16 protein-coding genes are annotated in these 18136 nt (G+C 61.0%); 8 read left to right on the forward strand and 8 right to left on the reverse strand.

Translation table 11 applies throughout. The features are described from left to right. Positions 1-46: 46 nt before the first annotated feature. From hemL to BMZ32_RS04170, 3 genes are all read left to right on the forward strand, one after another. A complete protein-coding gene (hemL, locus tag BMZ32_RS04160) occupies positions 47-1336 on the forward strand; it encodes a glutamate-1-semialdehyde 2,1-aminomutase (protein ID WP_090239965.1) in 1290 nt (429 codons plus the stop codon). Further along, positions 1336-1992: a DUF6962 family protein gene (locus tag BMZ32_RS04165; RefSeq protein ID WP_090239968.1), complete on the forward strand. Its 657-nt coding sequence runs from the start codon at positions 1336-1338 to the stop codon at positions 1990-1992. Before hemL ends, BMZ32_RS04165 begins: the two co-directional genes overlap by 1 nt. Positions 1993-2084: 92 nt before the next feature. Further along, positions 2085-2636, forward strand: a complete 552-nt coding sequence (locus BMZ32_RS04170; protein WP_090239970.1) for a tetratricopeptide repeat protein — start codon at positions 2085-2087, stop codon at positions 2634-2636. A 121-nt stretch (positions 2637-2757) separates the two neighbouring features. On the opposite strand, the gene BMZ32_RS04175 is transcribed toward BMZ32_RS04170, so the two are convergent. After that, positions 2758-3081, reverse strand: a complete 324-nt coding sequence (locus BMZ32_RS04175) for a DUF1820 family protein (protein ID WP_090239972.1) — start codon at positions 3079-3081, stop codon at positions 2758-2760. Positions 3082-3216: 135 nt separating this feature from the next. On the opposite strand from BMZ32_RS04175, the gene miaB reads away from it, so the two are divergent. The 5 genes from miaB (at position 3217) to lnt (ending at position 8629) form a co-directional block, all read left to right on the forward strand. After that, positions 3217-4560 carry a tRNA (N6-isopentenyl adenosine(37)-C2)-methylthiotransferase MiaB gene (miaB, locus tag BMZ32_RS04180; RefSeq protein WP_090239975.1) on the forward strand — a complete coding sequence of 448 codons (1344 nt, stop codon included), beginning with the start codon at positions 3217-3219 and terminating at the stop codon, positions 4558-4560. A 90-nt stretch (positions 4561-4650) separates the two neighbouring features. Further along, the gene (locus BMZ32_RS04185) at positions 4651-5655 is read left to right on the forward strand and encodes a PhoH family protein (protein ID WP_090239977.1); all 1005 of its coding nucleotides are present in this window, start codon (positions 4651-4653) and stop codon (positions 5653-5655) included. After that, positions 5648-6139 carry an rRNA maturation RNase YbeY gene (gene ybeY / locus BMZ32_RS04190; protein ID WP_090239980.1) on the forward strand — a complete coding sequence of 164 codons (492 nt, stop codon included), beginning with the start codon at positions 5648-5650 and terminating at the stop codon, positions 6137-6139. The genes BMZ32_RS04185 and ybeY overlap by 8 nt, the downstream gene beginning before the upstream one ends. Positions 6140-6144: 5 nt before the next feature. Beyond that, complete coding sequence (locus BMZ32_RS04195; protein WP_090239983.1) at positions 6145-6984, forward strand: HlyC/CorC family transporter; 840 nt, start codon at positions 6145-6147, stop codon at positions 6982-6984. A gap of 124 nt (positions 6985-7108) precedes the next feature. Beyond that, complete coding sequence (gene lnt / locus BMZ32_RS04200; RefSeq protein WP_090239986.1) at positions 7109-8629, forward strand: apolipoprotein N-acyltransferase; 1521 nt, start codon at positions 7109-7111, stop codon at positions 8627-8629. A gap of 167 nt (positions 8630-8796) precedes the next feature. On the opposite strand, the gene BMZ32_RS04205 is transcribed toward lnt, so the two are convergent. From BMZ32_RS04205 to BMZ32_RS04235, 7 genes are all read right to left on the reverse strand, one after another. Then, on the reverse strand, positions 8797-9699 hold the full coding sequence (locus BMZ32_RS04205) for a 5-oxoprolinase subunit C family protein (RefSeq protein ID WP_090239988.1): 903 nt from the start codon (positions 9697-9699) through the stop codon (positions 8797-8799). Next, positions 9696-10373, reverse strand: coding sequence for a 5-oxoprolinase subunit PxpB (pxpB, locus tag BMZ32_RS04210; protein ID WP_090239991.1), 678 nt, complete (start codon positions 10371-10373; stop codon positions 9696-9698). The genes BMZ32_RS04205 and pxpB overlap by 4 nt, the downstream gene beginning before the upstream one ends. Further along, the gene (locus BMZ32_RS04215; RefSeq protein WP_090239994.1) at positions 10370-11113 is read right to left on the reverse strand and encodes a 5-oxoprolinase subunit PxpA; all 744 of its coding nucleotides are present in this window, start codon (positions 11111-11113) and stop codon (positions 10370-10372) included. Before BMZ32_RS04215 ends, pxpB begins: the two co-directional genes overlap by 4 nt. Before the next feature lie 65 nt (positions 11114-11178). After that, the gene (locus BMZ32_RS04220; RefSeq protein ID WP_090241540.1) at positions 11179-13704 is read right to left on the reverse strand and encodes a PepSY domain-containing protein; all 2526 of its coding nucleotides are present in this window, start codon (positions 13702-13704) and stop codon (positions 11179-11181) included. Positions 13705-13940: 236 nt separating this feature from the next. Beyond that, complete coding sequence (locus tag BMZ32_RS04225) at positions 13941-16157, reverse strand: TonB-dependent receptor (protein WP_425272851.1); 2217 nt, start codon at positions 16155-16157, stop codon at positions 13941-13943. 93 nt (positions 16158-16250) lie between these two features. After that, on the reverse strand, positions 16251-17366 hold the full coding sequence (locus BMZ32_RS04230; protein ID WP_090239996.1) for an alpha-hydroxy acid oxidase: 1116 nt from the start codon (positions 17364-17366) through the stop codon (positions 16251-16253). Beyond that, on the reverse strand, positions 17363-18043 hold the full coding sequence (locus BMZ32_RS04235; protein WP_090239998.1) for a Fe2+-dependent dioxygenase: 681 nt from the start codon (positions 18041-18043) through the stop codon (positions 17363-17365). The genes BMZ32_RS04230 and BMZ32_RS04235 overlap by 4 nt, the downstream gene beginning before the upstream one ends. Between the last annotated feature and the right edge of the window lie 93 nt (positions 18044-18136).

Raw genomic sequence — 18136 nt, forward strand, 5'->3', positions numbered from 1 at the left:
AAGGGCGACCCGGCTCGCCCCGCATCCCCATTTGAGAGGCCCTGCCATGTCCCGCTCCGAAACCCTGTTCAATGCAGCCCAGAAGCACATCCCCGGTGGCGTTAACTCGCCCGTGCGCGCCTTTAAAAGCGTTGGCGGCACCCCGTTGTTCTTCAAGCACGCCGAAGGCGCCTACGTCACCGACGAAGACGATAAGCGCTACGTGGACTACGTCGGCTCCTGGGGCCCAATGATCCTCGGCCACAGCCACCCAGACGTGCTCGATGCGGTGCGCAACCAGCTGCAGCACGGCCTGTCCTACGGCGCACCAACTGCCATGGAAACCGAAATGGCTGATCTGGTGTGCAGCCTGGTGCCGTCGATGGAAATGGTGCGCATGGTCAGCTCCGGCACCGAAGCGACCATGAGCGCGATTCGTCTGGCCCGTGGTTACACCGGCCGCGACAACATCATCAAATTCGAAGGCTGCTACCACGGCCACTCTGACAGCCTGCTGGTTAAAGCCGGCTCTGGCCTGCTGACCCAGGGTGTACCCAGCTCGGCAGGCGTGCCGGCGGATTTCGCCAAACACACCCTGACCCTGCCCTTCAACGACATCAAAGCCGTCGAGCAGATGCTCAGTGAAGTCGGCGACAGCGTGGCCTGCATCATTGTCGAGCCGGTGGCCGGCAACATGAACTGCGTGCCGCCCGCACCGGGCTACCTGCAGGGCCTGCGCGAGCAGTGCGACAAGCACGGCGTGGTGCTGATTTTTGACGAAGTGATGACCGGTTTCCGTGTGGCCCTCGGCGGTGCTCAGGCGTATTACGGCGTCGCCCCGGACCTGACCACCTTCGGCAAGATCATCGGCGGCGGCATGCCAGTCGGCTGCTTCGGCGGCAAGCGCGAGATCATGCACTGCATCGCCCCGCTCGGCCCGGTCTATCAGGCGGGCACCTTGTCCGGCAACCCGCTGGCAATGGCCGCGGGCCTCACCACGCTGCGCCTGATCAACCGCCCGGGTTTCCACGCTGAGCTGAGCGACTACACCCGCCGCATGCTGCAAGGCCTGCAAGAGCGTGCCGATGCCGCCGGCATCCCGTTCGTCACCACCCAAGCGGGCGGCATGTTTGGCCTGTACTTCAGCGCGGCTAACGATATTGTCACCTTCGATGACGTGATGACCAGCGATGCCGAACGCTTCAAGCGCTTCTTCCACTTGATGCTGGACGGTGGTGTTTATCTAGCCCCCAGCGCCTTTGAGGCTGGCTTCACCTCCATTGCCCATGGCGATACCGAGCTGAAAATTACCCTGGACGCCGCCGAGCGCGCCTTCGCCGAGCTGAAGAAGGCCTAATGCAATACAGCACCGCACTGTCAGACGGCCTGTTGGCGCTGGCCTGCTTGGCCTGCGCCATCGCCATCGGTAAGGCCCGCAGTCACTATGGCGAGGCCGATCAACCGGCCCTTTTCTGCGCGTTACTGGGCTTTCTGCTGCCGGCAGCCGCTGCCGCAGCCGGGGTCATTCGCTTTGGATTCGACCCCAGCGTAGAGGCCGCGCACTTGTGGCTGAGCCAGGCCAGCAGCTTCCTCGGCCTGCCGCTACTCGGCGCTGCCTCGCTGGCACTGGGCCGAAGCTGGCAATGGAGCCGCGCCAACTGGGGGCGCATCCTGCTCGGGCTGTGCGCCTTCTTCGAACTATTCCGACAGCTGAACCAGCTCGATAATTACCGCTTGCTGCTCAACCTGGCGACCTTGCTACTGGTGCTCTACGCCGGAGCCGTGCAGTGGCCCAAGCGCGCGCCGCCAGCGGTGGCCGGATTGGTAGTTGGATTGTTTTTGCTGGCCGGCGCGGCCGTAGGCACCCAGGGTTTTATCGGCTCGCTACGGCGTATTGACCTGTTCCACGCCCTGCTGACGCCGGCTTACCCACTACTGGCCTGGTTGCTACTGAACTTACCTGGCAGTGCCAAACTCAGTGAAATCGAAGAAAACCCGGTAAAGACTTTGTAAGTACGCCACTGCTTATTTCATAATGTGACGGCCGCCGCGTTCCGGCGGCCAGGCTGATCGCCTGTTTTGCATCCCGAGGTAAATGGACTTTCATGAAACGCACCGGCCGCACCCTGTCTCTGGGCTGCCTGTTGCTCCTACTGCCACTGCTTGCCTCGGCGAGCGGCAACTCCTTGCTGATCCCCGCACTTGGCAGCTGCTCACTCAACACCGCCACCGAAGAACTGCCGGCCGCTCTCGATGCTTGCCAGCAAGCCGCCCTTACGGGCGATGTGAAGGCGCAGTTTGAACTGGGTGAGTTCTACTACGACGGCAAGCGCATCGAACGCGACCTCAGCCAGGCGCTGCAATGGTTTGAGCAGGCCTCACTGCAAGGCCATGCGCAGTCGCAATACCACTTGGGCATGATGTTCTTTCGCGGCGAAGGCGTGCCGGCGAATGCCGTACAGGCCTACATCGTGCTGAAAATGGCGGCGGTGAATGGCTCAGATGAGGCCATGGACAGCGCCGACTTAATCGCCGCGCAAATGCCGCGCAATGAACTGGAAATCGCCAGCCAAGTACTCGGGCAGATTTTCCGCAACTACCTGCTGGAGCTGCAGAACGCCGATACTCTGACCTCGCCGTTCGCCCCGCTGCCGTAGGGCGGATGTAAAAAGCAACATCTGCCCTACGAACGGCGAACCGATGATGGGTATCGCGCGGCTCACCCCATCCTACTCAGCTCAGCGAGTTTTTATCGCCGCATGGTCGAGCGCAGTCGCTTCACTTATCCGGCATCGGCATAGGAAACGGCATGACATTGCCGCCGCCCTTGGCTTCGCTGATCTTCGGCGTGCCGAGGCGCTCGACTTCGTCGATACGGACGATCGCATTCATCGGGATAAAGCTGCGCACCACCCCGTCGAACTGCGCCTTGAGCTTTTCTTCGCTTGGGTCGACTACCACTTGGGTGCGCTCACCAAAGACGAACTCTTCTACTTCCAGAAAGCCCCACAGATCGCTTTGAAAGATCTGCTTGGCGTACATCTCGTACACCTGACCCTGGTTGAGGAAAATCACCTTGTAGATGGGTTCGCGCTTGCTCATGGTTATGCCGCTCGCACCGACGGGTTGCTTGAAAGGGCGCGGATCATAGCATAGCCACCGAGCAGCCAATGCTAGGAACCAGAGGCTTGGGCCTCTATAATGCGCGGTTCGTCGAATCACCCTTATTGAGCGCGCATGACCAAGAAGCTTTATATCGAAACCCACGGTTGCCAAATGAACGAGTACGACAGCTCGCGCATGGTCGACCTACTGGGTGAACATCAAGCCCTGGAAATCACCAATAAAGCGGACGATGCCGACATCATCCTCCTCAACACCTGCTCTATTCGTGAAAGAGCGCAGGACAAAGTGTTCTCACAACTTGGCCGCTGGCGTGAACTGAAGCTGGAGAACCCGGACTTGGTAATCGGCGTCGGTGGCTGCGTAGCCAGCCAGGAAGGCGCAGCGATCCTTGGCCGCGCGCCCTATGTTGACGTGGTCTTTGGCCCGCAGACCCTGCACCGCCTGCCGGAAATGATCGACGCCGCGCGCAGCACCAAAGTCGCCCAAGTAGACATCAGCTTTCCGGAAATCGAAAAATTCGACCGTTTACCCGAGCCGCGGGTCGACGGCCCCAGCGCCTACGTATCGGTGATGGAAGGCTGCAGTAAGTACTGCACCTTCTGCGTGGTGCCCTACACCCGCGGCGAAGAAGTCAGCCGACCGATGGCCGATGTGCTCAGCGAGATCATTCACCTGGCCGAACACGGCGTGCGTGAAATCACCCTGCTCGGGCAGAACGTCAACGGTTACCGCGGCGAGACGGGCAATGGCCAGATCGCCGACTTCGCCGAGCTGCTCTATGCCGTGGCCGCCATCGACGGCGTCGACCGCATTCGCTATACCACCAGCCATCCATTGGAGTTCTCCGACGCGCTGATTCAAGCCCACGTCGAGATCCCCGAACTGGTGAAATACCTGCACCTGCCGGTGCAATCGGGCTCTGACCGTATTCTCGCGGCGATGAAGCGCAACCACACAGCCCTAGAATACAAATCGCGTATTCGCAAACTGCGCGCCGCGGTGCCGGACATCCTGATCAGCTCGGACTTCATCATCGGCTTCCCCGGCGAAACCGAGAAAGACTTCGAACAAACCATGAAACTGGTGGAGGACGTCGGCTTCGACTTCGGCTACTCCTTTATCTACAGCCCGCGCCCCGGCACACCGGCCGCCGACCTGCCCGATGACACGCCGCTGGAGCTGAAGAAACAGCGCCTGGCTTTGCTGCAGCACCGCATCACCCAGCAGGGCGCCGAAAACAGCCGGCGCATGGCCGGCACCGTACAGCGCATCCTGGTCACCGATTACTCAAAAAAAGACCCGGGTATGCTCCAGGGCCGAACAGAGAGTAATCGTGTGGTCAACTTCCGCAGTGACAACCCGCGTTTGATTGGTCAGTTTGTCGATGTGCGTATCGACCAAGCCATGCCAAACTCGCTGCGCGGCACGCTGCTGAGCGAAACCGACTGCAACTAAAGCCGCAGCGGCCCGCGCTTCCACGTCGCGGCCGCTAGCGCTATTCTTCGTTTTTCATTACCCCAGCCGACTGGCGGCCATCACACGACCTTGAACACACCTATAGAACCACTTCGTTTTATCCTTGAACCCTTCGAGGCTCGCCGCTTCGCTAACCTGTGCGGCCAATTTGATGAACACCTGCGCCTGATCGAGGCGCGTCTGGGCATAGAACTGCGCAACCGCGGCAACCAATTTGAGCTGGTCGGCAGCGCCGGCCAGACCACCGCTGCCGAGCAGCTGCTGCGCCGCCTTTATCGCGAAGCCGAAAACACCGAACTGTCGCCCGATCTGGTGCACCTGTTTCTACAGGAATCCGGGATCGAAGAGCTGAGCAACCCAGTGGTTGAAGCCAGCATCGCCCTGCGCACGCGCAAAGGCATGATTCGCCCACGCGGGGCCAATCAGCAGCGCTACGTCAAAGCCATCCTCGACCACGACATCAATTTCGGTATTGGCCCAGCCGGTACGGGTAAAACCTACCTGGCCGTGGCCTGCGCCGTGGATGCCTTGGAGCGCGAACAAATCCGCCGCATCCTGCTGGTGCGCCCGGCAGTAGAAGCCGGTGAGAAGCTCGGCTTTCTGCCCGGCGACCTGTCGCAAAAGATCGACCCCTACCTGCGCCCGCTGTACGACGCCCTCTATGAGATGCTTGGCGTCGAGCAGGTGGCCAAGCTGATCGAGAAACAAGTGATCGAGGTCGCGCCGCTGGCCTATATGCGCGGCCGCACGCTGAGCAACAGCTTTATCATCCTCGACGAAAGCCAGAACACCACCCTGGAACAGATGAAGATGTTCCTCACCCGTATCGGCTTCGGCTCCACGGCCGTGATCACCGGCGACATCACCCAGGTCGACCTGCCGCGCGGCACCAAAAGCGGCCTGACCCATGTGATCGACGTGCTGCACGATGTCCCGGGCATCAGCTTCACCCACTTTAAGCCGAAAGATGTGGTGCGCCACCCGCTGGTGCAACGCATTGTCGAAGCCTATGAGCGCTACGAAAACCGCATTCACGGCAAGCTCGATGACACGCAGGGCAACGGCGATGCTTGAGCTTGACCTGCAGATTGCCAGCAACGCCGCCAACCTGCCGAGCGAGGCGCAGTTGCGCGCTTGGTGCGTGATTGCCCTGCGCCAGCGCACAGCCGACTCGGAACTGACCATTCGCCTGGTTGATGAGGCCGAAGGGCGCGAACTCAACTACACCTGGCGGCAAAAAGATTACGCCACCAATGTGCTGTCCTTCCCCGCTGATGTACCGGACGAGTTTCTCGATATCCCACTGCTCGGTGACCTGGTCATCTGCGTGCCGGTGGTCGAGCGTGAAGCACACGAACAAGCGAAGACTAGCGAAGCCCATTGGGCGCACCTAGTGATCCATGGCTGCCTGCACCTACTCGGTTACGACCACATCGAGGAGGAGGAAGCTGAAGAGATGGAAACGCTGGAACGACAATTACTGGCTGAACTGGGTCACCCAGACCCTTACGCCGACGAAGATGATTCCCCTCTCACAACACAGAAGGTTCCTGAGTAACCACCATGAGCGAAGACCGATCGAGCAACGAGCAAACATCCTGGTTTAACCGACTGACCCAGGCGTTTGCTCATGAGCCGAAAAACCGCAAGGAACTGCTCGAAGTGCTGCGCGAAGCGCATCAAAATAAGCTGCTCGACAGCGAAGCGCTGGCCATTGTCGAAGGCGCCATTCAGGTCGCCGATCTACAGGTCCGTGACATCATGGTGCCGCGCTCACAGATGATGAGCATCAAGGCCAACCAGTCGCCCAAAGAGTTTCTACCCGGCATCATCGAAGCCGCACACTCGCGCTACCCGGTAGTTGGCGAAAGTCTCGATGATGTCATCGGCATCCTCCTGGCCAAGGATCTGCTGCCGTTGATCCTGCAAGGCGACCAGCCCAACTTCAACATTAAAGACCTGCTGCGCCCGGCCACTTTCGTGCCCGAGTCCAAGCGACTGAATGTGCTGCTGCGCGAGTTCCGCGCTAACCACAATCATATGGCCGTGGTGATTGACGAGTACGGCGGCGCGGCCGGACTGGTAACCATCGAAGATGTGCTTGAGCAAATCGTCGGCGATATTGAAGACGAGCACGACGTTGAGGAAGACAGCTACGTCAAACCCCTGCCTTCAGGCGATTTCTTGGTCAAGGCACTGACGCCCATCGACAGTTTCAATGAAGCTTTCGATACCGAGTTTTCCGATGACGAATTCGACACCGTCGGCGGCCTAGTGATGAGCGCATTTGGTCATCTGCCCAAGCGCAACGAAGTGACTGAAATCGGCGGTTTCCGCTTCCGCATATTGAATGCAGACAGCCGGCGCATCCACCTGCTGCGCCTGACCCCGATCAATAACTGATCACCCTATACGGCCACCCTAATCGGTGGCCGTTGTGCATAGTCGGCTCAGCAGCGCCCCACCTTCCCCCGCCGCCTATTGCGCTTTACCCTTTGCGCCACCTCAATCCAAGGACCTGCATGCAATGCACTGGATAACCCGACCTGGCTGGCCCGGCAACCTGATCGCTCTGCTTGCTGGCGCAATCACCACACTGGCGCTGGCGCCCTACGACCTATGGCCGCTGGCCATCCTCTCCATCGCCCTGTTCTACCTTGGCCTACGTGATCTCGCGCCGCGCCAGGCAGCCCTGCGCGGCTGGAGTTACGGCTTTGGCCTGTTCGCGGCCGGCACCAGCTGGGTGTATGTGAGCATCCACGATTACGGCGCCGCCTCGCCGCCACTGGCGGCGTTCCTGACCCTGCTATTCGTCGGTGGCCTCGGTTTGCTATTCGCCCTTAGCGCTTGGATCTGGACGCGCTGGCTACGTCGGGTGGAAGCACCGCTGGCCGACGCCCTGGCCTTTGCCGCACTGTGGCTGGCGCAGGAAGCTTTCCGCAGCTGGTTTCTTACCGGCTTCCCCTGGCTGTACGCCGGGTACAGCCAGCTGGACGGGCCACTGGCTGGCCTCGCTCCAGTAGGCGGGGTGTGGCTGCTTTCCTTTGTTCTAGCACTGAGTGCAGCGCTATTGGTGAATCTGGTGCAACTGCGCACGCGCAAGGCGTTTCTCGCCATCGGCATTGCCCTGCTTTGCGCGCCATGGATTGCTGGTATCACCTTAAAGGGCCACGCATGGACCCAAGCCCTGGGCGAACCGCTTAGCGTGGCGGCCATGCAAGGCAATATCGAACAGAACATGAAGTGGGACCCCGAGCAGCTCAATGCTCAGCTGGCGCTTTACCGCGACATGACCTTCAGCGCCAAACCGACCGATCTGATCATCTGGCCAGAAACCGCCGTGCCGGTGCTCAAAGATCGCGCGCAAGGCTACCTGGGGGTGATTAATCGCTTCGCCAACGAGCGCAATGCCGCGCTGATTACCGGCGTGCCCATTCGCCAAAGCAACGAGCGTGGCGAGCAGCGCTACTACAACGGCATCAGCGTGGTTGGCCAGGGCAGCGGCGACTACCTCAAGCAGAAGCTGGTGCCCTTCGGTGAATACGTGCCGCTGCAGGACGTGCTGCGCGGCCTGATCGCCTTCTTCGACCTGCCGATGTCCGACTTTGCCCGCGGCTCATCAGAGCAAAGCCTGTTGCAGGCCAAGGGCCATGCGATTGCGGCGTTTATTTGCTACGAAGTGGTATACCCAGAGTTCTCCGCCGGCCTCGCCGCGCAGAGTGACCTGTTGCTGACCATCAGCAATGACACTTGGTTTGGGCGCTCTATCGGCCCGCTACAGCACCTGCAGATGGCGCAGATGCGCGCACTGGAGGCGGGCCGCTGGATGATCCGCGCGACCAATAACGGCGTTACTGCATTGATCAACCCTTACGGGCAGATCACCGAGCAACTGCCGCAGTTCGAACAAGCGGTGCTGTATGGCCAGGTGCAACCGATGCAGCAACTGACGCCCTACCTGTACTGGCGCGGCTGGCCGATGCTGATCGTTTGCCTGGTGTTGTTTGGCTGGGCGCTATTGGCCAGCCGCATGGCTAAGACGTTTTAACGTCCGAAAGAAGACAACAATTCGTAGGGTGGGTTAGGCGCGCATGACGACGGACTAGCTAACGCTGACTAGCCCGTAGCGCTGTAACCCACCATCCGCGAGAAGTACCGATTGACCGATGGGTATCGCGTTACTCAACCCATCCTACAAAACAGCCGCGCTGGCAATTAACGGCCGAAAAAGCGGTAGAACTCGCGCAACTCAGCCTGCGCGTCGCCGATGCTAATCGGGGTGAAGCGCAGTGAATGGTGCGCCGGGCACTGCGCCAGGCGGCCCTGGTCGAGCGGATGCAGCCAGCCCAGCAGCGGGTAACCGCCCATGGTCTGATGGTCGGCCTGAAGAATGATGGGCTGACCATCCGGCGGCACCTGAATCGCCCCGCGACCAACGCCTAACGACCACTGGCGCACAGGCGGCTGCAGCGCCTCGCCGACCAGCCGCGCACCCATGCGGTCGGAGTGCGGGCTGAGCTGCCAGGTCTGGGCAAAAAAGCCCTGCAACTGGTCCTCCTCAAAACTTGCCGCATCAGCGCCGGTGATCACCCGCAGCAGCGGCGTGCAGCTGTAATCCGCCACATAAGGCCAAGGCACACTGGCTGAGCGGCTGAAACTGGCTGCCCGGCAGGCTAATAGATCCGGCGCCTGCAGCGCCTGCCCCATGCCTTCGCGCAACTGCACACTGACGCTGCCCAGCACCGGCACAGCAATAAAGCCGCCGGCCACCGCCAAGTAAGCACGTTGACCGCTGCGGGCAAAGCCCATCCGCAGAGACTGGCCCTTATGCAGCGGCAAACGCGTCCACAGTGACTGCGGCTGATCATCCACACTCAGTGGCATCTGCGCGCCGCAGACCGCCACCCAGGTGTCGACCTCAGCCTGTAGTTCGACATCGCCCAAGGCGACTTCCAGCAGCGGCGTGCCCCAGGGGTTACCCAAGAGGTGATTGGCCCAAGCGGCAGCATGCCCATCGAGCGGCCCGGCTGGGGATACGCCGAGGTGCTGCCAACCGAGCCGGCCGCCATCCTGCAACAGGCTCTGCGGCCCAGGCTTGAGCACCCGTAAGCCGCTCATAACCGGCCGCCTTCGCCGACAAAATCGCGCTCAGCAATCGAACGAAAACGCACACGATCACCCAGCGCCAGAGGGCACGGCGGAGTTTGCGTCACATCAAATAATGGCCAGGGGCAACTGCCGATCAGATGCCAGCCACCGGGTGAACTCTGCGGGTAGATTGCCGTCTGCCGCTCGGCAATCGCCAGGCTACCGGCCGGCACAGCAGTGCGTGGGGTGGCCCGACGCGGCAATGCTAAGCGTGCGTCCAGCTCAGCGAGGTAGGCAAAACCCGGGGCAAAACCAATTGCGCCGACCCGGTACTCAACCGCCGTATGCAGCTCGATCACCTGAGCAATGCTCAGCTGGCACAGCCGGGCAACTTCGCCAAGGTCTTCGCCGCCATACCAAATGGGCAGCTCGTGCAGCCGCCCGGCCTCTGCCACATAAGGCTCTGCCAACCATCGCTCCAGCATAGGTTTGAGCCGCTCAGCCAACTGCAGATGGTCGGTGCGCATCAGGTCATAGTGCAGCAGCAGACTGGTCCAACCCGGCACCAGATCAGTGAGCACCTCGCCCAACTCAGTACGGATACGTTCGGCCAACAGGGCAATACGCGGCGGCAACTGCGCATCGGGCTGATCGGCCAGCACCAGCAGCAGGGCTTCGGCACCGGCCGGTTCAAAGCGCATCATAGGGTGTCCAGGGCAGCCCGCAGACGCCGCAGCACAGCCAGGGAGTCGGCGTTATCGCCATGCACGCAGAGGCTGTCGGCACGCAGCTGCAACGGTTTGCCGTCGATATCAGCAAACGACTCGCCTTGGGCAATTGCCAACGCCTGCTGCAGAATCCGCTGCGGATCGTGGTGCACCGCACTGCTTAAGCGGCGCGGCGCCAGCTGCCCATCAGCCAGATAAGCGCGATCGGCAAAAGCTTCGAACATCAACGGTACATCAGCAGCATCGGCCAAGCGCCGCTCACGGCTGTTATCGGCCAGCGCCAGCACCATCAGCGGCAACCCTTTGCGGTAACTGGCGCACGCTTCGAGTACCGCACTGAACAGGGCATCGTCACGCACCAGGTCGTTGTACAGCGCACCATGGGGTTTGACGTAGGCGACCTGAGTGCCCACCGCGCGGCAAAAGGCATCCAGCGCACCAAGCTGATACAGCACCAGCGCCGTCACCTCCTCAGGAGAGCAGGCCATGTGCCGGCGGCCGAAACCTTGTAAGTCCGGGTAAGCCGGGTGCGCGCCGATGCTCACGCCATGCTGCAGCGCCAGGGCAACGGTGTGTTGCATGGTCAGGGGGTCCGAGGCGTGGAAGCCACAGGCCAGGTTGGCTTGATCAACCAGCGGCATGGCATGAGCGTCATCGCCCATGCGCCAGACGCCGAAGCTTTCACCCATATCGCAGTTCAGCAGGATTGTTTTCATAGCCACAAGCTTAGAGGCGCAACGCCGTGGCGGGAAGCCTGCAAAAAGCGCAGTGTCGACCGCGCTTAATAGACATCACGGCGATAACGGCCCTCTTCCAGCAACGCGTTAACGCCAGCTTCGCCCAGTAACTCATGCAACACCGCATCCACCCCGGCGGCCATGCCCGCCAAGCTGCCGCACACATAAATAGCAGCGCCCTTTGCTAACCATGCCGACAATGTTTCGGCAGACTCACGCAGACGATCTTGTACATAGACCTTTGACACCTGATCACGGGAGAAGGCCAGATCCAGGCGCGCCAACTCGCCGCTGGCCAACCAACCTTGCAGCTCACTTTGGCAATAGAAGTCATGCGCCGCATTGCGCTCGCCGAACAGCAGCCAGTTTTCCGTATACCCGGCGACGATGCGCGCCTTGAGCAGGCTGCGCAGCCCGGCCAAACCGGTGCCATTGCCGATCAGAATCATCGGCCGCTCATCTTCCGGAGCATGGAAGCCGCTGTTACGCCGCACCCGCGCCAGCAACTGGCCGTGCAGCGCCACGCCCTCAGTCAACCAGCCGGAGCCGAGCCCCAGCGAGCCGTCGGCATGCCGCTCCTGGCGCACGATCAATTCCAGCTGACCGTCACTGGGCAGCGAGGCGATCGAGTACTCACGCGCGGCCAGCGGCAGCAGTGCGTCCAACAAGGCTTGCGCATGCAGGCCAACCAGGTGAATGGACTGCTCAGGCAACTGCTTGCCCGCTAAGGCCTGCTGCAGCGATTGCGACAAACCGTTCAGCCGAACGGGCTGCTGCCCCTCCAGCCCGTGCGCCTGCAGCCAAGCCAGCACCCGCGCATCGGTGTGACGGGGCAACACGTCGAGAATATCGCCAGCGGCCCACTCAATGACCTGCTCCGCGCGCAGCCCGAGCCAATACGTCGGCGCACCTTGGCTGCCTGGGTTGAGCAACTCCCGGCGGTTCAGGGTCCACAGGCCGTAGGGTGTTTCTGCTTGATGCTGCGGCTTGGCACCGGTCACTTCGCCGAGTTGACGCTGCCAACTGGCCAGCGCCGTCGCATCGCCCGCGTCCACCTGCACGGCTTCAAATAGGCTTTGCGCACCCTGCTCAGTCAACCAGCCCTGCACGCGCTGGGCGAAACCGCAGAAGTGCTGATACTGGCGATCACCTAGGGCGAGCATGGCATAGCGCAAATGCTCAAGGCCCAACGCCTGGCCGAGCAGCTTGCGCTCGAAGCCACGCGCACTGTCCGGAGCCTCTCCCTCGCCAAAGGTGCTGACGACAAACAGCGCCTGATGCGCCTGGCGCAGCATCGATTCGGTGAGTTTGGCCAAGGGCTGCACGTTGACCGCCAACCCGGCAGCCTGCAGTTGCCCGGCAGCCCGCCAGGCCAGCTGCTCGGCAAAGCCACTCTGGCTGGCAAAGCCGATCAACCAGCTGCCCGCGGTTGCCGCGCTCGAATGCACCGCGCCTCGCGCCTGTAGCATCGCGCGTTTCTTACGCCGACGGTCGAGGTAGAGCAACCAGCCAGTGATGGCGAACAACGGCATCGCCAGGCTGGCTAGGAACAGCAAAATGCGTCCAGTCAGGCCAAAGTAACTGCCCACATGCAAGGCATACACGCTGCTCAGCAGCTGCTCGCCAAAGGCCTGCTGAGCATAGCGTTTATGCATGCCCAGCTCACCACTCAGCGGATCGAGTGTCAGCTGGTTGAACGCACGCTCATGGGCAGCGTCATCACGCAGATAAAACACCGTCACCGCTTGTCCGGCAGCAGTCGGCAGGCGCAGGTTGTAGCTGCTCAGCTGAGCGCCGGCCTCGCGCTGGAACGTCGCCCACACAGCCGTCAGATTGACCGCGGGCAACGTCCCATCCGCCGGTGGGCTGCGCTTACCGCTACGCTGCTGCCCAGCCGCCTGCTCACCGAGCAACGCCGTCGCCCCTTCGCGGTACCAGTCATAGGACCAATACAAACCCGTCAGCGCGGCAAGCAGATAGAGCGCCAAGCACCAGGTACCCACCACCGCGTGCAGGTCCCAATTAAAGCTACGGCCCTTGCGCGCCCAGTCCAGGGTTAGCCAGGCGCGCCAGCTGCTAGCCTGACGCGGCCAACGCAAGTACAGGCCCGACAGACAGAAGAACAACAAAATCAGGGTGCACGCCGCAGTGATCTGTTTGCCGTATTCGCCCATGGCGAGAAACCGGTGCAGCTGCAGCATCAAATCGAAGAAGCCCTGCCCACGCGGCTCACTCAACAATTCAGCGCTGCTGGCATCGAAGTAACGCGAAGGGCCGCGGCGCTCACCCGGCTTAGGCGCAAAGAACACCCGGCCGACGCGCTCGCCTTGCACATCCAGCCACAAACCGACCACCGGCTGCTGCCCTGCCGTTGTAAGCATTGGCACCAGCTGCACAGGCGACAGCTCCGTACGGTCGCGCACCTCGCCCTGAAATACTTCAGGATTGAGCGCACGCAGCAGCTCGTCTTGGAACGAGTAAGCCGCACCCGTTACGCCCATCAGGGCCAACACCAGACCGGCAGTGATGCCGAATAACCAATGCAACTGGAACAGGATTTTCTTTAACACGGAAAACTCGACCACAGAGGTTGGACACAGGCTGTCAATGCTCACAAACGGGCGACCGCCAAAGAAGAAATAATTCTATTTGATAATTAATTTCATATAACCAGGGCGCACCGACCTTTACCTACTCTTTACTGGCGGCGCCCCCACTGAACCAGAAAACCCCGCACGCAGTGGAGCAGGGTTTTCTGGTTAAACCGGCAAGTTGGCGTTCGCTACCTACCTGAAACGTGGCGCAACTAGAAGCGGTAGGTGGCCGACAAGACTGCCGAACGCGCATCGCCATATTCGATGGCTGAGGAGCGCGTGTTGGCACCGACGTTCTGTCGCACGCTCTGCACATAGTCCTTGTCGAACAGGTTGTTCATGTTCAGCTGCAGGTCGAGTTCCTGATTAACCTTGTAGCCGAGCATGGCGTTATGCACCCAGTAGGCATCCAGTTTGGCGTTATCACTGGAGGTCACGTTACGCTCGCTGGCATAACGCGCACCGTAGCCGACGCGCCAGCCAGCTGGCAGCTCGTAGGTGCTCCACAGGTTGAACGAGCGTGGCGGGGTGTTGCCCAGGGCCTGACCTTCTTTGGCGATACCGGCGGCGGTATCCGCCGCTTTGAGGGTTTCGCTGTCGAGGAAGGTGTAGTTGGCGTAGACGTTCCATTGCTCGCTAATACGACCACTCACGCCCAGTTCCACACCCTGCACGCGCTGCTCACCGGCCAAGGCGGTAGAGCCGTCTGCCAAGGTTTCACGGGCATTGGTTTTCTCTACGCGAAACAGTGCGGCATCCAACTGCAGACGGTTGTCCAGCAACTCCCACTTGGTACCGAGCTCCCAGGTTTTATTCTCTTCCGGGTCCAACTCGGACTCGGCGGCGTTTAACGAACCAGAAGACGCCAAGGCCTCGGCAGCCGGGTTAAAGGAGGTGCCGTACGCCAGGTAGATGCGGCCATTTTCAGCGGGTTTGTAGACCACGCCAGCCCGCCCGCTGAGCTCCTTGTCGCGCGAGCTCAGGCGCGTCGTCGTACCGGCGGGCAGCGCAGTGTTCTTCGAGTCGCCCGTGATCCAGTCATAACGCAGCCCCAGGCTTAAATCCCACTGCTGGTTCAGGGCAATGGTGTCGAACGCATAGACTGCCTGGTTCTCAAGCTCGGTCGAGGTTTCGGCCGTGCGAGTCTTGCTGGTCGCCCCTGCGTAATAACCCGGTGGGTTGCCTAGGTCGTAATCCTTGCCGGCAAAGTTGAGCGCGTGATTGTAGGTATTGCGGTAGTAATCCTCACGCGACACCTCGACGCCCGTAACTAGGGTATGGCCCAGGCCCAAAGTATCGAAATACGCCGTCAGGTTGGTTTGGTTGATCCACATCTCGCTGGTTACATCCCGGCCATACGCCTGCGGCCCGGCGGGAACATAACGACCGGTTGGAACGCCCGTAAGGTTAACGTGGGAGGCGGAAATGACCGTGTCGCGCTCAACACGGCTGTAACGGCTGAGGTTCTGCAAGCGCAGGCTGTCGCTGAAGTCGTGCTCGAACTTAACCGTGAAAGCATCGGTCTGGATCTCTTCTTTATCGAGGTTCTTCCAGCCGAAATACGCATCACGACCAACACCCGCCAGGCGCTTGCCATCGAAGGCTGGCACGCCGTAGTCCGGCATGTTGTTATCGTTTTGATGCAAGTAGCTCAAGGTCAATCGCGTCGAATCGCTCAGCCCCAACAACAGCGAAGGCGCAATGCCCCAGCGTTCGCGGTCGATCTGCTCACGGCTCGGCACATCATTTTCATGGGCCATTAGGTTGAGACGAAAGGCGCTGCCGGTGCCGACTTCATCCAGGGTCTGGTTGGTGTCCAGCGTCAGGCGGTGGTAGTTATCCGTACCTAAGCTCGCGCCAATCTCAGTGAAATCGCGCTGGCGTGGCTGCTTGCTGACCTGGTTGATGCTGCCGCCGGTGGTGCCGGAGCCCCCGAACACCGAGTTGGGGCCCTTGATGACTTCGACGGCCTCGATATTGAAGGTGTCGGTACGGTTGTTCTGCGAGCTGTCGCGCAGGCCGTCGATCTGCATATTGGCATTGGCACTGAAGCCACGAATATTGATGCTGTCGCCCGAGCCACCACCGCCCTCACCTGCATTGAAGGTGATGCCAGAAACGTTAGCCAGCACTTGCTTCATGCTCAGTGCCTGCTGCTCTCTGAGCAGCGCCTGCGGCACCACGGTGATGGTTTGCGGGGTATCAAGCAGCGGGACGGCGTACTTGGCTGAGGACGAGGTGTCGGTTTTGTACTCTTCAGCTTGCTGACCCTTGACCGTTACGCTGCCCAGCTCAACCGGCGTCTTGGCTTGCTGCAGCGCTTGCTCAGCAGCCATACCAGCACCCGCCCAAGAGGCGACGGCCAGACCGATAGCCGAAGCCAGAAGACGACGCTGCGGCAAGTTGCCAGCTTGTTTATGCATACCCATGAGAACCACCCCCAGATCAAAACGAGGCGTGATTCTATTTGATAATCATTATCAATCAATAGGTATTTACACTTTTATTCGCAATAAGTTCCGCTAATGCGCACCGACCAGCACACGCTCAGCACCAATACTGGCCAGATCGCGACAACCGGTCAGCGCCATGGCCACCTCCAGCTCGGCGCGCAGCAGCTGCACCACATGCGCCACTCCACTGGCTCCGGCCGTGGCCAGCCCATACACATAAGGCCTGCCTACCAGCACGGCGTCGGCACCCAGGGCCAGCGCTTTGTACACATCAGTGCCACGGCGTATACCGCCATCCAGCAACAGCGGTACGCGCCCCTGCACTGCGGCGGCAATCTCCGCCAACACCTCGATGGTTGCAGGCTGACCGTCCAGGGTGCGACCGCCATGGTTAGAGACGATGATGCCGTCGACCCCTTCGGCCAGCGCACGCTGCGCATCCTCGGCGCACATCACGCCCTTGAGCAGAATCGGCAGGCGCGTCAGCGAGCGCAGCCACTGCACATCCGCCCAACCAGGTGCGGCCGCTAATAACGCGCTACCGAGCAACAAGCCGCCGCTGGGTGCGGCACTCCCACGCAGTGGCTGCATCCCGCGCAGGTTGACCGCCTCGACCCCCTTGGGCAAACAGAAGCCCGCCCGCTGCTCGCGATTGCGCATCCCGTTAACCGGCGCATCCACGGTTAGCACCAGCGCCTGATAACCGGCGGCTTCGGCACGCTTTACCAGAGCCTGGGTAAAGGCTCGATCCGGCTGGATATACAGCTGAAACCACAGCGGGTTGTGCGCTTGCTCGGCGACCGCCTCCAGGCTCACGCTGGCCTGAGTGCTAAGCACCATGCCAGCCTGCACGGCCGAAGCCGCCAACACCGTGGCCAGCTCACCATCGGCATGAGCGAGCTGCTGATACGCCACCGGCGCGAGGAAAATCGGATGAGCAAACGTTTGGCCGAATAGGCTCAGGTGGGTGTTGCCGCCACTCAGGTCGGCCAACACCCGCGTGCGTAAACGGATGCGCTGAAACGCGGCTTGGTTGTCGGCCAAGGTCAGCTCATCAGCCGCGCCGCCAGCCATATAAGCCCAGGCCTGGGCACTCATACGCTCACGCGCCAAGGGCTCATAGTCGGCTACAGCGGCAATGCTCGGCGGGATTTGCGTCAACTTCGATAACGGCCCATCGCTCATGTGTTGGCCCAGTGGCGCAGCAGGTTGTGATACACGCCGGTCAACCGCGCCAGCTCGGCGCTGTCTGGTACCTGCTGCGTCAGCGCTTGGATCGCCTTGTCTAATTCCAGCAACATGCTGCGCTGGTTGTCTTCACGCACCAGGCTCTGAATCCAGAAAAACGCGGCATAGCGCACGCCGCGAGTCACCGGTTCAACCCGATGCAAACTGCTGCCGGGATACAGCACCAGATGCCCCGCCGGCAACTTCACCCGGTGACTGCCATAGCTGTCCTCGACCACCAACTCGCCGCCGTCATACTCATCTGGCTCACTGAAAAACAACGTGGCCGACAAATCGCTACGCACCCGCTGCGCCGAGCCCGGCACACTGAAAATCGAGTTATCAATATGGTTACCGTAGGTACCACCGTCGCTGTAGCGGTTGAAACGCGGCGGTAATACCTTGAGCGGTAGGGCGGCGGAGACAAACTGCGGATGACTGCCCAAGCGCTGCACAATGAAGTCACCGACCTGCACTGCCAGCGGATCATCCTGAGCCAGTTGCTGGTTCGCTTTGGCCTTGACGGCCTGATGACCTGCCGTACCCCGCCCATCCTGCCAACTGGCCCGCTCGAAGGCCTGACGGCATTCAGCCACCTGCTCAGGCGTCAGCACCTCGGCAATGCTCAGCATCATAATTGCGCGCTCCTCACCGGCCGCTTCAAGCGACCCAACCATTCAAATGCAAATGATTCTAAATAGCCAAGCCCCACTATGACAGCGCTATGC

This window comes from Pseudomonas guineae, assembly GCF_900113745.1.
Lineage (GTDB): Bacteria > Pseudomonadota > Gammaproteobacteria > Pseudomonadales > Pseudomonadaceae > Aquipseudomonas > Aquipseudomonas guineae.